Origin of the sequence: Mitsuokella sp. oral taxon 131 str. W9106 (genome assembly GCF_000469545.1) — a bacterium.
Classification (GTDB): Bacteria; Bacillota; Negativicutes; order Selenomonadales; family Selenomonadaceae; genus AWVT01.
In genome coordinates this window covers 123,301-138,421 of the sequence record NZ_KI273057.1, presented here as the reverse complement: position 1 = coordinate 138,421, position 15,121 = coordinate 123,301, and the positions used below count along the sequence as shown (strand labels likewise).

General features: G+C 52.2%; 11 protein-coding genes and 1 other annotated feature. Of the genes, 1 reads left to right on the top strand and 10 read right to left on the bottom strand.

Annotated features, from left to right (window positions below; genetic code table 11):
• Positions 1-2: 2 nt before the first annotated feature.
• Positions 3-2,678, bottom strand: a complete 2,676-nt coding sequence (locus HMPREF1985_RS03860) for a valine--tRNA ligase (RefSeq protein ID WP_021771160.1) — start codon at positions 2,676-2,678, stop codon at positions 3-5.
• Positions 2,679-2,715: 37 nt separating this feature from the next.
• Positions 2,716-2,924: a binding site (T-box leader), on the bottom strand.
• 172 nt (positions 2,925-3,096) lie between these two features.
• On the opposite strand from HMPREF1985_RS03860, the gene HMPREF1985_RS03855 reads away from it, so the two are divergent.
• Positions 3,097-4,083 (top strand): site-specific integrase, encoded by a 987-nt coding sequence (locus tag HMPREF1985_RS03855; protein WP_040636992.1) that lies wholly within the window; start codon positions 3,097-3,099, stop codon positions 4,081-4,083.
• Positions 4,084-4,150: 67 nt separating this feature from the next.
• Here the strand turns inward: HMPREF1985_RS03855 and HMPREF1985_RS03850 are convergent, their stop codons facing one another.
• The 9 genes from HMPREF1985_RS03850 to HMPREF1985_RS03810 form a co-directional block, all read right to left on the bottom strand.
• Complete coding sequence (locus HMPREF1985_RS03850; RefSeq protein ID WP_021771158.1) at positions 4,151-6,220, bottom strand: polyribonucleotide nucleotidyltransferase; 2,070 nt, start codon at positions 6,218-6,220, stop codon at positions 4,151-4,153.
• 147 nt (positions 6,221-6,367) lie between these two features.
• On the bottom strand, positions 6,368-6,646 hold the full coding sequence (gene rpsO / locus HMPREF1985_RS03845) for a 30S ribosomal protein S15 (RefSeq protein ID WP_040636990.1): 279 nt from the start codon (positions 6,644-6,646) through the stop codon (positions 6,368-6,370).
• Positions 6,647-6,781: 135 nt separating this feature from the next.
• Positions 6,782-7,048: a cell division protein ZapA gene (locus tag HMPREF1985_RS03840; RefSeq protein WP_021771156.1), complete on the bottom strand. Its 267-nt coding sequence runs from the start codon at positions 7,046-7,048 to the stop codon at positions 6,782-6,784.
• Between the two features lie 12 nt (positions 7,049-7,060).
• Entirely contained in the window at positions 7,061-9,496 is a 2,436-nt protein-coding gene (pheT, locus tag HMPREF1985_RS03835) for a phenylalanine--tRNA ligase subunit beta (RefSeq protein ID WP_021771155.1), read from the bottom strand.
• 15 nt (positions 9,497-9,511) lie between these two features.
• A complete protein-coding gene (gene pheS, locus HMPREF1985_RS03830) occupies positions 9,512-10,540 on the bottom strand; it encodes a phenylalanine--tRNA ligase subunit alpha (protein ID WP_021771154.1) in 1,029 nt (342 codons plus the stop codon).
• A gap of 311 nt (positions 10,541-10,851) precedes the next feature.
• Positions 10,852-12,465 (bottom strand): MBL fold metallo-hydrolase RNA specificity domain-containing protein, encoded by a 1,614-nt coding sequence (locus HMPREF1985_RS03825; RefSeq protein ID WP_021771153.1) that lies wholly within the window; start codon positions 12,463-12,465, stop codon positions 10,852-10,854.
• Positions 12,466-12,586: 121 nt separating this feature from the next.
• Entirely contained in the window at positions 12,587-13,498 is a 912-nt protein-coding gene (gene murB, locus HMPREF1985_RS03820; protein WP_021771152.1) for a UDP-N-acetylmuramate dehydrogenase, read from the bottom strand.
• A 26-nt stretch (positions 13,499-13,524) separates the two neighbouring features.
• Positions 13,525-14,010, bottom strand: coding sequence for a tRNA (cytidine(34)-2'-O)-methyltransferase (locus HMPREF1985_RS03815; protein ID WP_040636987.1), 486 nt, complete (start codon positions 14,008-14,010; stop codon positions 13,525-13,527).
• Between the two features lie 62 nt (positions 14,011-14,072).
• Complete coding sequence (locus tag HMPREF1985_RS03810; RefSeq protein WP_040637063.1) at positions 14,073-15,077, bottom strand: HlyD family secretion protein; 1,005 nt, start codon at positions 15,075-15,077, stop codon at positions 14,073-14,075.
• Positions 15,078-15,121 lie beyond the last annotated feature (44 nt).

The window sequence follows — 15,121 nt, the reverse complement described above, 5'->3', positions numbered from 1 at the left end:
TATCAAAGTTTTGCAAGCTCTGTAATGCGTGCTTCGATCATACGAAGCTTCTCTTCATAGCTCGACAGTTTCTCGCGTTCATTTTCGACAACGGCAGCGGGAGCTTTCTTTAAAAACCCCTCATTGCCCAGTTTTCCTGAAAGGCGTTGTATTTCCTTTGCGAGTTTTCTCTTTTCTTTTTCCAAACGTGCCGTTTCTTTCTCCACATCGATAAGTCCCTTGAGCGGAAGGTATATTTCGATTCCGTCTGCAACGCCTGCAAGAGCGTTTTCTGGCTTCTGATTTTTCGTCGATAGGATCGTCATGGGCTCTGCTGCAGCGAGTGCATGCAAATACCCCTCATTCTTTGAAAAAACGGGTTCTAGTTCAGTATCGGCAAAATGCAGCATCACTTCGCTTTTATGCCCAGGTTGTGCACCGACTTCCGCACGGAGATTTCGAACCGTTTTGATTGTCTCCATAATGGCGGTCATCTGCGTCTCCGCCGCATCATCGAGATGCCGTTCCATATTACTCGGCCACGCCGTGACCATAATGCTCTTTTCTTTCGCCCTGCGCGGTATTTTCTGCCAAATTTCCTCGGTCAAGAACGGCATAAACGGATGCAAAAGACGAAGCGTATGCTCCAATACGTACGAAAGTACATAGAGCGCCGTATGACGAGCACGCTCCCTTCCCTTATCGTATAGACGCGCCTTCGTAAGCTCAATGTACCAGTCACAGAACTCATTCCAAATAAATTCATAAATCATGCGTCCTGCTTCGCCAAGCTCGAAATGGTCGAGGCTTTCCGTAACAGCCTGTGCTGTATGTGCATAACGAGAGAGAACCCATCGATCTGCAAGCGTATAATCGTTCTCCTCTGGAATAAAATTAAGATCAAATCCTTCGAAATTCATCAACATATATCGAGATGCATTCCAAATCTTATTGGCAAAGTTGCGTGCCGATTCAACACGTTCCCAATAAAAACGCATATCATTACCGGGCGTGTTTCCCGTAATCAACATGAAGCGAAGCGTATCCGCACCGTACTTCTCGATAACTTCGACGGGATCAATGCCATTGCCGAGCGATTTGCTCATCTTGCGTCCTTGGCTGTCGCGCACAAGACCATGAATAAACACCTTACGGAACGGCACGTCCTTTCCAAACGCCAAGCCCATCATAACCATACGTGCGACCCAGAAGAAGATGATATCGTAGCCTGTTACAAGCGTCGCCGTTGGATAGAAATACTTGAGTTCTTCCGTCTGCTCCGGCCAGCCAAGTGTCTCAAATGGCCATAACCCCGAACTGAACCACGTATCAAGAACATCCTCATCCTGATGGATGTTCTTGCTTCCACAATGCGGACATGCAGTGAGATCGGTTCGTGAAACCGATGTCTTTCCACAATCATCGCAATACCATGCAGGGATACGATGCCCCCACCAAAGCTGACGCGAGATGCACCAATCACGAATATTTTCAAGCCAATTCGTGTACGTTTTCGTAAATCGTGCAGGGACGAATTGTATTCGTCCGTCTTCGACTGCCGCAATAGCCGGCTTTGCAAGGCTTTCCATTTTAACGAACCACTGCTTTGAAACGAGCGGTTCAATCGTCGAATGGCAGCGTGAGCAATGTCCGACAGCATGCTCGTGATCTTCGACCGATACGAGAACGCCAAGCGATTCGAGTTCCGCGACGAGAGCCTTGCGGCATTCGTAGCGCTCCATTCCTTTGTATTTTCCCGCACCCTCGCCCATCGTGCCATCGTTTTCTATGACCTTGATTTCTTCAAGATGATGGCGAAGCCCCATCTCAAAGTCATTTGGGTCGTGTGCAGGCGTGACCTTTACGGCACCCGTACCGAACGACTTGTCAACGTAATCATCAGCGAAGAGTGGAATTCGGCGATTTACTATGGGGAGTATCAGCGTCTTTCCTACCAAGTCCATATAGCGAGCATCATCGGGATGCACGGCGACGCCAGTATCGCCAAACATCGTCTCTGGACGCGTCGTTGCAATTTCCACATAACGGTCTTCGCCTTCAACTTGATAGCGCAGATGCCAAAGATGGCCAGTTTCCGTCTCATGTTCAACCTCGATGTCGGAAATAGCCGTATTGCATGATGGACACCAATTCGTAATGCGACGTCCTTGGTAGATGAGTCCTTTTTCATAAAGACGGACGAACACTTCGCGCACCGCTTTTGAGCATCCTGCATCCATAGTAAAGCGCTCTCGATCCCAATCAAGCGACGATCCAAGTGAACGAAGCTGGCTCATAATACGGCTGCCAAATTGTTCCTTCCAATTCCAAACGCGCTCCAAAAATTTTTTGCGCCCAAGTTCGTAGCGATTCGTTCCCTCCTCGAGCAGTGCCCTCTCGACCTTTGCCTGCGTTGCGATTCCCGCATGGTCACAGCCCGGAATCCAAAGTGCATTATCGCCTTTCATACGATGGTATCGGATCAAAATATCTTGCAGCGTATTGTCAAGGGCGTGTCCCATGTGAAGCTGTCCCGTGACATTGGGCGGTGGAATGACCATACTGTACGGTTTCTTGTCTTTTGCAACTTCTGCATGAAACAGTTTATTGTCTTCCCAGTAAGTATACCATTTCTTTTCAAACGACTGCGGATCGTAGACTTTCGGAACATTATGTTGGCATTTTTCTCGTTCTGACATTTTTCCCTCCTAAAACAAACACAAAAACGCTTTCGTCCAAAAGGACGAAAGCGTACGCTTTCGTGGTACCACCAATCTTCTCCCGGAAAAATCCAAGACTCTCACGGTAACGTCGTCGACGGCTACGCCGTTTTGAGGGCATAGCAGCTCCAAAGCGACCTTCCATCACAGAATGCGAAGACTTGCACCAAACGCCTTCTCTCTAAAACATCCTAATGACGTACTCCTCTTCTTCATCGCCATTCACGGCAAACATTCTATCATACAAATTCTACGTTTGCAACTCTTGGAAGGGATCTGGCTCAGTGTAACACATGATTGACAATCCGCCAAAACCTTCGTTTCGATTTTCCGCTTTGCAAATGGGGCGACCTGCCTTATAATGAATCCATCAAATAGTATGGGAGAAATGCAAGCCATGAATGCAAAATCCGATTTCATGCTGATAAAAAACATTCAAACCGATGCGAATAGCCGCCTCACGGAAAAGGCGAAGCGCCGCCTGCGCAAATCGAAGGCAGACAACACACTGCGTGCCTACGCCTCGGACTGGAGTGACTTTTCGGATTGGTGCGCTTACCAAGGAGAGACCGCGCTGCCCGCCGCGCCCGAGACAATCGTCAACTACATCAATGACCTCGCCGACAATGCGAAAGCAAATACCGTTGCACGACGCGTGACCGCCATCTCGGAAAACCATATTGCCGCGGGATTCCCAAGTGAACGAAATCCAGCAAAAGACGGCATGGTACGTGCGGCAATGGCATCGATTCGCCGCGAAAAAGGCACCTTTCAGCGCGGCAAAGCGCCGATTCTCATGGAAACCCTCTACCTGCTCGCCGACTGCTTCGGTGATGATATCGTATCAAAGCGCGACAAGGCATTGATCTTTCTTGGCTTTGCTGGTGCATTCCGCCGTTCCGAGCTAGTGCGCGTCAAACTGGAAGACCTTTCCTTTTCACACGAAGGCATGGCAATCTTCATCGCGCACTCCAAGGGCGACCAGCTCGGACATGGCACAACGATCGCAATCCCCTATGCCCCTGACGAGGAAATCTGTGCCGTCCGTGCGGTAGAAGGCTGGATCCATGCCACCTCCCTCAAGGCAGGGCCTCTCTTCCGTCCTTTCACCAAGACACATACGCTCCGAAACAGCCAGCTCAACGACAAATCCGTCGCGCTCGTCGTCAAGAAGTATGCAAAGCTCGCGGGACTCAACGAAGAATCGTTTGCTGGGCATAGCCTGCGTCGCGGCTTCGCCACGAGCGCAGCGCAGCATGATGTAGATGCACTCTCCATCATGCGTCAGACACGACATAAATCTGAAAAAATGGTACATCGCTACATCGAGCAAGGCAATATGTTCAAGGAAAATCCGCTCAACAAGATGTATCATTCCTCGTAAAATCCTCTTCCTAATGAAAAAAAGCCGTGAAAGATTTGCCTTCTCCACGACTCTTTTCCTTTTTTCTTTAGATCATGACCTTGTGGCTGACGTTGATACGACCTTTTTCATCAATCTCGATAACCTTGACTTGAAGCTGATCGCCGACCTGCACGACGTCTTCGACTTTTTCAACACGATTTCGTGCGAGCTGCGAGATGTGGCAGAGCCCTTCCTTGCCTGGAAGCAGCTCAACAAATGCACCAAACTTCAAAAGGCGCGTTACGCGACCCATGAACACTTCACCGACTTCGATCTCGCGAACGATATCCTCGATCATCTTCTTCGCCTTGCGCATCCCCTTCGCATCATTCGACGTGATGAAGATGTTGCCGTCCTCGTGAATATCGATCTGAACGCCCGTCTCATCGATGATGCCCTTGACAACCTTGCCGCCCGTTCCGATGACATCGCGGATCTTGTCAATCTTGATCTTGATGGTCTCGACGCGCGGCGCATACGGTGAAAGTTCTGCTGCCGGCTTATCGATGCAGGCGAGCATCTTTTCGAGGATAAACGCGCGGCCACGTTTCGCCTGCTGAAGTGCTGCGTAAAGAATGTCGCGGCTCAATCCATCGACCTTGATGTCCATTTGGATTGCGGTTACGCCTTCCGACGTACCCGCGACCTTAAAATCCATGTCACCGAGTGCATCTTCCATGCCTTGAATATCCGTCAAAATCGTGTAGGCGTCGCCTTCTTTGACGAGTCCCATCGCGACGCCCGAAACGGGGCGCTTGATTGGCACACCAGCATTCATCAGCGAGAGCGTGCTGCCGCAGACTGACCCCATCGAGCTTGATCCATTCGACTCCAGAATCTCAGAGACAAGACGAATCGTGTACGGGAAATCTTCGATCTTCGGAATGACGGGAACGAGCGCGCGTTCCGCGAGTGCACCGTGACCGATTTCGCGGCGTCCCGGACTGCGAATCGGACGTGCCTCGCCGACACTATAACCAGGAAAATTGTAATGATGGATGTAATGCTTCGTCGTCTCTGGTCCCAGCCCATCAATGACCTGCTCATCTCCAAGTGCGCCGAGCGTCGTGGCCGTGAGCACCTGCGTCTGCCCGCGCGTAAACAGCCCCGAACCATGCGCGCGCGGCAAAAGCCCGACCTCGCAGGAGACGGGGCGCACCTCTTCGACGCCGCGCCCATCGGGACGAATCTTCTCATGCGTGATCATGTGGCGCACAACAGCCTTTTCGAGATCGTGAATCGCCATGGCGATTTCTTTATCCTGCTCCGGATAAATCCCAAGGAAATGCTCCATCGCGTCCGCCGAGACTTCCGCGATATGTGCATCGCGATCAAGTTTATCGGGATTGCGTACCGCCTCATCGAGTCGATCTTTCGCGTATGTGCGAATCGCTTCTTCAAGCTCCTCCGATACTGTGAAGAGTTTGACTTTTCGCTTTTTCTTTCCACATGTCCTCTGCATATCCCGTTGGAACTCGACAATGCGCTGAATTTCCTTGTGCCCAAAGAGGATCGCATCGAGGATGACCTCTTCTGGCAGTTCATTCGCGCCCGCCTCGACCATCATCACGGCATCATGCGAACCTGCCACTGTTAAATTGAGCGTCGATACTTCACGCTGCGCTTCGGTTGGGTTGACGACGAATCCGCCATCGATGCGTCCGATGCGCACGCCTGCAATCGGACCCATGAACGGAATATCCGATAGGGTCAGTGCGCACGACGCGCCGATCATCGCTGCGATTTCTGGCGCATTGTCCTGATCGACGGAGAGTACCGTCGCGACGACCTGCACGTCATTACGGTAGCCTTTTGGAAACAGCGGACGAATGGGACGATCAATGAGGCGTGCGCAAAGAACCGCATCGCTTGACGGGCGTCCTTCACGTTTGATGAAGCCACCCGGTATCTTGCCCGCCGCATACATCTTCTCCTCGTAATCAACCGTCAGCGGGAAAAAGTCCACTCCTTCGCGCGGCTCCGCTGATGTCGTCGCCGTGACGAGCACGACTGTATCGCCATGGCGTACGAGCACTGCACCGTTCGCCTGCTTCGCCATCTTCCCGTTTTCCACGACGAGCTTGCGCCCGCCAAGCTCCATCTCAAAGCTGTTCATACCTCATGCTCCCATCTTCTTGACTCCTATCGCTATCCTATTTATTATTCGCCGCAAAATCTTTTTTTCCTCTCCACCGCAATCTTCCCGCCCAATAAAAAACACGACTCGCATCAAGCAAGCCGTGTTATTGCTTTATTGCTTCAATTAGTGCTCAACCGTAGAACGAATGCCGAGCTTCGCGATGATCGTACGGTAACGCTCAATGTCCGTCTTGTATAGATACGAAAGCAGACGACGGCGGTGACCGACCATCTTCAAGAGACCGCGACGGGAATGATGATCCTTCTTGTGCGCCTTAAGATGCTCTGTAAGGTACTGAATACGAGCCGTCAAAACGGCAATCTGCACCTCAGGCGACCCCGTGTCGCCCTCATGGACGGCGTACTTCTTCATGATTTCCTGTTTTGCTTCCTGTGTCAGCATTTGATGTCTCCTCCTAATAACATAACACTTCAAGCTCCATCGACCAAGAATGCGTCGGAGTCCTTCGCGAATCTGAGTCAAGGATAGCATAAAATTCTTACGTAGTATAGCACGGAACACCATGCGATGTAAAGCTTATTTTTCATTTAGAAGTTCGACTAGATCATCGTAATCCTTTTTGAGCTGCTGGTACTCTTCCGCAAGCTGCAGAGCGGAAAGAACGGCTATTTTCGTGCCGTCAAAGCTATTGACCCGACGCGCCGTCTGCTTCATGAGCGCATCGACATCCGCAGCAATTTTCTCTAGGTGTTCCGGGTCGTCCGTCTTCAGCGGATACGTATCGCCGAAGATCTCCACTACGATCCGCTTCGACAGCTTCTTCATTTCGGTCGTGTTATTCATACGACACCTCCATCAAGCGCGCAGTTCTGCTTGGAAATATTTCCGCACGGCGTTGAGGATATTTTGGAATGCCGTATCGGCTTCCTCATCCGTCAGCGTCCTATCCTTCGATTGGAACTTTAGGCTGAATGCCATGCTCTTCTTTCCGTCGGCAACTTGCTTGCCCATATAGACGTCAAAAAGCGTGGCTTCCTTGAAATACTTCCCGCCGTTTTTCGCGATGACGCGTTCGATATCGGAAGCAGCGATATCGACGTCGACGAGCAGCGCGAGATCGCGTGTGATAGCGGGATACTTCGGCAGCGAATCAAATTGGAAACGCCGTCCCGTATACTTCATGAGGACATCGATACACATCTCGAAGAGATAGACCCTCTGCTTGATCCCGAAGTTCTCTGCTGCCTTCGGGTGAAGCTCGCCAACTGTTGCAAGCACCTCGCGTCCCTTCTTAAAGAATGCTGTCTTACCGGGATGGAGTGCAAAGTGCTCGCCTGCCTCGACCGTGTACTTTTGGATGCCGATTGCACGGAAAAGTTCCTCTACGATACCTTTCATATCGTAGAAATCGACCATGCCATTATCATGGTTCCAAGCGATTTCATTCCTTCTCCCAGTCCAAAGCCCCGCGAGCATGAGCCGCTCATCGGGCAGTTCCGTCACAGGAAGTGCTTCCGGCAAGAAGACGGGTGCGATATCGAAGAGACAGATATCGTGATTCTTGCGTGAGAAGTTGCGGACGGCATTCTCCATGATCGATGTCAAAAGACACGTGCGCACGAGCGGAGCCTCATCCGTAAGCGGGTTCAAAATAGGAATCGCTTTTCGAAACGGCGAATCCTGTGGTACGAGCAGTTTATCAAATAGTGCTTTGCTTGTGAAAGCGAACGAAAGCTCTTCGGTCATGCCGAGTGCCGCCAACGTGTGCTTGATTCTTGTGACGAGATTCTGTTTAGCCCCCTGCTTGCCTTGTACCATGCGGCCAAATGGCGTCGTGCTCGCAATCTTATCAAATCCATGGATGCGCGCGACTTCTTCGGAAAGATCTTCCATACAAGTGCAGTCGCTGCGCCAAGATGGAACGGTTGCGCGACAAGTGCCATTCAACCTTTTTTCGACAGCAAAGCCAAGGCGCGTGAGCGTATCCGCCATCTCACTGCCTTCAATCTGCGTGCCAAGCCGACGGTTGATTTCTTCTGCCGTAAAATCAATCGTGACGGGATCTTTCGGCTCAGGATAGACATCAACATAGCCCTCCGCAACCGTGCACGCGCCCATCTCCTGCAAAAGCTGGCATGCACGGTCGAGTGCACGTTTCGTCTGCGTGACGTCGACGCCGCGCTCGAAACGTCCCGATGCCTCAGAATGCAGTCCGCATACGCGTGACGTACGGCGAATGCTCGCACCATTGAAACACGCTGCCTCAAATACAACCGTCGTCGTCCGCTCCGTAACTTCCGTCTCAAGCCCCCCCATGACACCTGCAAGGCCTGCAGGGTGCTTGGCATCGGCGATGACGAGCTCTGTCCCCTTTGCTAGGTGCTCACTGCCGTCGAGCGTATGAAGATTTTCACCCTCTTTTGCAAGACGCGCCGTGAGACTATGTCCTGCAATTTTCTCGTAGTCGTAGGCGTGCATAGGTTGACCGAGCTCAATCATGACGAAATTCGTAATATCGACAACATTGTTAATCGCACGAATTCCAGCCCCTTCGAGACGCTGCTGCATCCAGTCCGGCGAGGAACCGATCTTTACGTCACAAGCGATCCGGACGGAGAACCGGCTGCAGAGGTCGTTTGCCGCGATGCCGACAGACATCATGTCGGCTGCCTTTCGTCCCGCATCCTCCTTGCAACCGATCATCGGCCACTTCGGCTTGTTCCCAGTCAAAACAGCAATCTCCCGCACGAGACCAAATACGCTGAAGCAATCCGCACGATTTGCTGTGATTTCAAACTCAAGCACGACGTCGCCAAGACCGAGCACGTCACTTGCAGGAATGCCTACTGGCGTATCGGCAGGCAGAATGTAAATACCGTCCTTTTCCTCTTCCGTCAGTTTCGTGAGATCAAGGTGAAGCTCGCTTGCCGAGCAGAGCATGCCGTTCGATGCAAGACCGCGCAGCTTTCCTTTCTTGATGTGCAGACCGCTCGGCAAATGCGCGCCGACCATCGCGACGGGAACAACCTGCCCTTCCCGAACATTTCGTGCGCCCGTGATGATTTGGATGCGTTCCTTTTCACCGACGTTCATCTGACAGATCTGGAGGTGATCCGAGTCAGGATGTGCCGTGATCTCTTCGATACGCCCAGTCACGACCTGATCAAGCCCCTCATCTGCGCAAATGACATTCTCAACGGGGATACCTGCCATAGTGAATTGATCGGCAAGCTCTTCCGCCGACCAGTCGAAATCAATGTAATCCTTGAGCCACTTAATCGAAACCTGCATAATATATCCCCTTTCTCAAAACTGTTGCAGAAAACGCATGTCGTTGTCGTAGAACAAGCGAAGATCATCGATGCCATAAGCAAGCATTGCGATACGCTCAACACCCATGCCGAATGCGAAACCCGATACCTTTTGGGGATCGTATCCACTCATTTCGAGAACGTGGGGATGGACCATGCCGGAACCGAGGATTTCAAGCCAGCCCGTTCCCTTGCAGACGCGGCAGCCTTTTCCCTGACACATGACGCAGGAGATGTCAACCTCTGCTGACGGCTCGGTGAATGGGAAAAAACTCGGACGGAAGCGCACGCCAACATCTGCATTGAAAATCTGATGCAGGAACAGTTCCAACGTGCCCTTGAGATCCGCAAAACTGATGCCCTCGTCAATGACGAGCCCCTCAACCTGCGTAAACATGGGAGAGTGCGTCGCATCGTACTCGTCACGGCGGTAGACGCGTCCAGGTGCAATCATGCGAATCGGCGCATTCGGCTCATTCTTCTCCATAGTGCGAGCCTGTACGGGAGATGTTTGCGAACGCATGAGGATATCCTCGGTGATATAGAACGAATCCTGCATATCGCGCGCAGGGTGATCCTTTGGCAGATTGAGTGCCTCGAAATTGTAGTAGTCTTTCTCGATTTCGGGGCCTTCCTCGACGGAAAAGCTCATGCGGAAGAAAATATCTTTGATGCGCTCAAGCGTAAGCGTAAGTGGATGAAGATGTCCTAACGGCACTGTACGTCCGGGAAGCGTGACGTCGATGCGCTCGGTCGAAAGAATCTTTTCGAGATCGCGCGCCTTGAGCTCCTCATTCTTTTGCTGGATGAGCGCCTCGATCTGTGCTTTAGCCTCATTGACGATCTTGCCGACCTTCGGACGATCTTCCTTGGCAAGTGTCCCCATACCGCGAAGGATCGAGGTAAACTCGCCCTTCTTGCCTAAGAATTTCACGCGAATATCGTCGAGTTCGCTGAGGCTGCCTGCCGCCTTTTGAATGGCTTCGACTGCCTGCGCCTTCAACTGTTCAATCTTCTCTTCCATACAGAACCTCCTAAAATAATAAGACCCCGCCCCTGCCGCACGTACGGCTGAGGGGCGAGGCCAAGCTCGCGGTACCACCCTGATTTTTACTCGTAAAGGCTATAACGCGGCCAACGTTCGGCATTTCCTCCGAAAGCTCCAAAGCGAACTTCACCGCTATGCACCATCCTGCTCCCAGTCCAGGCAAGACTCCCTATAGGCGCAAACATCAGCTACTCCTCTTCCTCATCGCCATGATACGCTACAGTTTAGCACAGATTTCAGGGAAATGCAAACCCTTGCCATGGTGGGGCAAGCAACAGGACAGCAGTTTAAATATTAAACGGTGCAAAAAGTTTTTTCAAGTAGTTACGTGCCTTCATCATCGCTTTGATGACTGGCTCCATCGTCTTCGGCTGGCGCACGACGAGCTGCAGTACCTTGCGGCGGATCTGACGATAGTCTGCATCGAAATCGCGCAGGATTTCCTCCATCTCCATCTCGATAGAGACCGCAGGGATATGCGATGGAATGATCGACGACGCGCGTCCTGTGATACGTACCATATCGCCGCGGAACGGGATGTAGACTTCTGTACCAAGTTCCTTTTGGATACGCCCTTTCAGTGCTTCCTGCGCCTGTCCTTCACCGTGTACGATAAAGATTTTAGCAGGCCTCGGAGCCCGAATGGTCGAGAGCCAGTCCATGATCTGATTCGCGTCCGCATGTGCAGAGAATCCATCAAGCATCTGGATCTGCGCCTTGACCGCGACCTCCTCGCCGAGAATCCGGACGCGCTTAATGCCATCGACGAGCCGGCGCCCAAGGCTTCCTGCTGCTTGATAGCCGACGAAGAGAACGGTCGACTCGGGACGCCACAAATTATGCTTCAAATGATGGAGAATGCGCCCTGCATCTGCCATGCCGGAAGCAGATAGGATGATCGCAGAGCCTTCGGAGCTATTGAGCGCGCGCGACTCCTCTGCTGTCTCACAGATGTGAACTTGCGGAAAGTGCGGAATCTTGCCGCTCTTGCTGAAGAGCGTCAGAGCCTCATCGTCAAAATCCATACTGTTCTTGAGAAATATACGCGTTGCATTGATCGCGAGCGGGCTGTCAAGGACGATGGGGATATCGCCGTCAAGCCGTCCCGATTTCCACAAGTGGTAGAAGTAATAAAGAAGTGTCTGCGTACGTCCCACGGCAAACGAAGGAATGATAAGATTGCCACCACGATCCATTGTATCGTCGATGACCTCTAACAGCGTGGTCTCCTTGTCGTAGATTTGGTGTATGCGGTCGCCGTACGTCGACTCGACGACGACAAAGTCCGCGCCGGAAATAACGCTTGGATCCTTGAGGATCGGCTGATCGGGCTGTCCCAAGTCCCCTGAGAAGACGAGTTTGGTTTGCTTGTTTCCCTCTGTCACGTAGAGTTCCAGTATGGCAGAGCCCAAAATATGCCCTGCATCACGGAAAATGACGCGCAGGTTATCCGAAAGTTTGATCTCTGCATTGTAAGGAACGGCGGAAAGGTGTTTCAGCGCATCCATCGCATCGTTGATCGTATAGAGAGCCTGCACAGGCTCTTCTCCACTGCGCCGCCCCTTGCGATTGAGCATCTCCGCATCGGACTTCTGAATATGCGCCGAGTCCGGAAGCATGATCCCAACGAGATCGCATGTCGCCTTCGTCGTGTAAACCATCCCTTTGAATCCATCGTGAACGAGTTTGGGGATAAGCCCGCAATGGTCGATATGTGCATGTGTCAAGAGCACGCCCGCGACATCCGACGGCCCAAAAGAAAATGGCTCGTGATTGAGTTCGCGGATTCGCTTTGGACCCTGAAACATTCCGCAGTCAATTAAATAGCGTTCATCGCCCGTTTCAAGCAGATAACAGGAGCCTGTGACCGTATGCGCTGCACCCAGGAATTCAAGTCTCATGACGATTCCTCCTTTGCCTCAATACATGCTTCTTCCTTATGCCTATAATATTCTGAACATTTGTGGAAAATCCTGCCGAAACACAAAAAAGACCCCGAAGGGCCTATTGACTCATATCGTATTACGGTTCGCCGATAATGCGAACTTCGGGATAAAGCCGGACGCCATGCGCTGCGTAAACGCGCTTCTGCACTTCCTTGATGAGATCGCGGATATCGGCTGCCGTCGCGCCGCCGATATTGACGACGAACCCCGCGTGCTTCGTCGAGACCTGTGCGCCGCCGACAGTCAATCCCTTCAGTCCCGTCTGATCGATGAGCGTTCCTGCAAAGTAGCCAGCCGGGCGTTTGAACGTGCTGCCCGCGCTCGGCATTTCAAGCGGCTGCTTGCACTCGCGCCGATTCGTAAAGTCCTCCATCTTCGCGCGAATATCCTGCTCCGTACCCTTTCTCAGTAAGAACTCCACTTCGACGATTGCTTCTCCGTTTTGCTGAAAGGCACTATGGCGATAGCCAAGGTCGAGCGATGCGCGCTCATATTGGTGCACCGTCCCATTCGCATCAACTGTGCGAACGCGATCCGCTACGTTTTTCATCTCGCCATCGTAGGCTCCTGCATTCATAAATAACGCGCCGCCGACACTGCCAGGAATTCCACAGGCAAATTCAAGCCCCGTGAGTCCGTTTGCGGCAGCAGACTCCGAAACGTCTTTCAGGAGTGCGCCGGAGGCTGCGATGATGCGCGCGCCTTCACAGCGGATCGCCCCCATCGGACGCGCGAACTTCACGACGACACCACGAATGCCGCCGTCCTGTACGAGGACATTGGAGCCGTTGCCGAGGATCGTGAGTGGCAAGTCGTATTTTTTGACGAGTGCCATGACGCGCTCCACTTCTTCCATCGAAGCAGGAAAAATCAAGCAGTCTGCAGGTCCGCCAATCTTAAATGTCGTATGAAGCTTCATTGGCTCATCGAGCCGAAAGCGATTCGGCTCAATAAAGGAGCGGCACGCCTCAATAAATGCTGTTTCCATTTACGTCATTCCCATTCCTATAGAAATCAGAGCGATCGAAGCCCCGGTCCGCACGTAGCAAGTGAGGAAAAGCCGAGCTGGCGCATCGCCTCGTACGCGATGACGGCAACTGCATTGGAAAGGTTCAGCGATCGCGCTTCCGCAATCATTGGAATGCGGATGCATTCCATCCAATGCACCTTTAGGATAGATTCAGGGATCCCTGCCGACTCCTTGCCGAAAACGAGCATATCCGTCTCCGTATAGTGTGCTTCCGTATGCGAGCGAGGCGCCTTTGTCGAACAGTAATGAAAGGCATGCCCGGCATAGCAGGAAAGAACCGCATCAAAATTTTCGTGATAGTGCACTTTGACGAGATGCCAGTAGTCTAGCCCCGCACGTTTCAGATGCTTGTCGTCAGTCGAAAAACCGAGCGGCTTTACAAGGTGCAGCTCGATTCCTGTCGCTGCGCAGAGGCGTGCTACATTCCCTGTATTACCGGGAATCTCCGGCTCAATCAATACGATATGCAATATATTCCCACCCGTTAATAGTAGATTATAGCGGAAAATAAGCGAAGTAACAAGAGCACCCTTTACTTCCTGATCGGAAAGCGAACGTTTGCTTCCATGCCGGAGACAATCGAAAAATCCGCGTCGTTCGGCACGGAAATTTTGACCGTCACCATTTGTGCCTCATCCGAATCCACATCATCGGATGGCTGCGCATCGACGACTTCCTGAATCGTTCCTTGCACGTGATGGCCATCCATCTCGTAGTCGATGAGCTGCCCGAGATGAACGATCTCCTTTTCACGTGCAGGGATCCTTGCCGCAACCCATACGTCGTTCACATCACGAATGCTTGCGATGGAATCACCTGCCCGAACGGAGGAGCCGACAGCAAGATCGCCATATGAGACTGTGCCTGAAACCGGCGCTGTGATTTCCGTCGCTTTCATCGCTTGCTGCGCACTTTCGAGTGCCGCCCTTGCCTGTTTAAGCTGAAGTTCTGCATTTTTGAGCATTTCAGGACTCGCCTTCTGTGTGATCGTCTGATACGATGCAGCAGGTGGCGAACTATTCGCAGCAGCCTGTGCCGCATCGTAATCCGCTGCCGCTTCATCGCGTTTTACGGCACTGATTGCACCCATTTCAAAGAGCTCATTCATGCGCTGCATGCGCGCTGCTGCATTCGCAAGGTCCTGCTGCGCTGCAGGATTCGTTCCCGCAGCAGACGCCTCTGTTGCCGGAATAGTCACTTTCTGTCCCTGCTGCAATTCCTTCAAATTGCGTTCCGCCAGTGCAGCAGTCTGCTCAAGCTGCGCGATCTCATCCTCGGTCACATTCGGCGCAAGCCTTGCGATTGGCGTTCCCGCCTCTACCTCGGAACCATCTTCGACAAGAAGCTCCACGATCTTGCCATCCGACTGCGCCTTGATCTCCACTGCTGTGCCCGCAACCTCTGCATCCGCCGTCAAATACGATGGATGGTACTGATAAATGTAGATGCCGCCTGCCACGAGGACAGCGAGCATAAAGAATCCCAAAAGACCATATCGAAAAAACCGCATCACGTTTTGTGTAATGTCTACTTCCACGACTTTCACCTCCGAAAAGAGGAACCTCCCTCATGTGAGGGAGG

Excerpts from the sequence above, each read along its gene's own strand:
- HMPREF1985_RS03860 (WP_021771160.1), bottom strand. The coding sequence starts at position 2,678 with ATGTCAGAACGAGAAAAATGCCAACATAATGTTCCGAAAGTCTACGAT.
- HMPREF1985_RS03855 (WP_040636992.1), top strand. The coding sequence starts at position 3,097 with ATGAATGCAAAATCCGATTTCATGCTGATAAAAAACATTCAAACCGAT.
- HMPREF1985_RS03850 (WP_021771158.1), bottom strand. The coding sequence starts at position 6,220 with ATGAACAGCTTTGAGATGGAGCTTGGCGGGCGCAAGCTCGTCGTGGAA.
- rpsO (WP_040636990.1), bottom strand. The coding sequence starts at position 6,646 with ATGCTGACACAGGAAGCAAAACAGGAAATCATGAAGAAGTACGCCGTC.
- HMPREF1985_RS03840 (WP_021771156.1), bottom strand. The coding sequence starts at position 7,048 with ATGAATAACACGACCGAAATGAAGAAGCTGTCGAAGCGGATCGTAGTG.
- pheT (WP_021771155.1), bottom strand. The coding sequence starts at position 9,496 with ATGCAGGTTTCGATTAAGTGGCTCAAGGATTACATTGATTTCGACTGG.
- pheS (WP_021771154.1), bottom strand. The coding sequence starts at position 10,540 with ATGGAAGAGAAGATTGAACAGTTGAAGGCGCAGGCAGTCGAAGCCATT.
- HMPREF1985_RS03825 (WP_021771153.1), bottom strand. The coding sequence starts at position 12,465 with ATGAGACTTGAATTCCTGGGTGCAGCGCATACGGTCACAGGCTCCTGT.
- murB (WP_021771152.1), bottom strand. The coding sequence starts at position 13,498 with ATGGAAACAGCATTTATTGAGGCGTGCCGCTCCTTTATTGAGCCGAAT.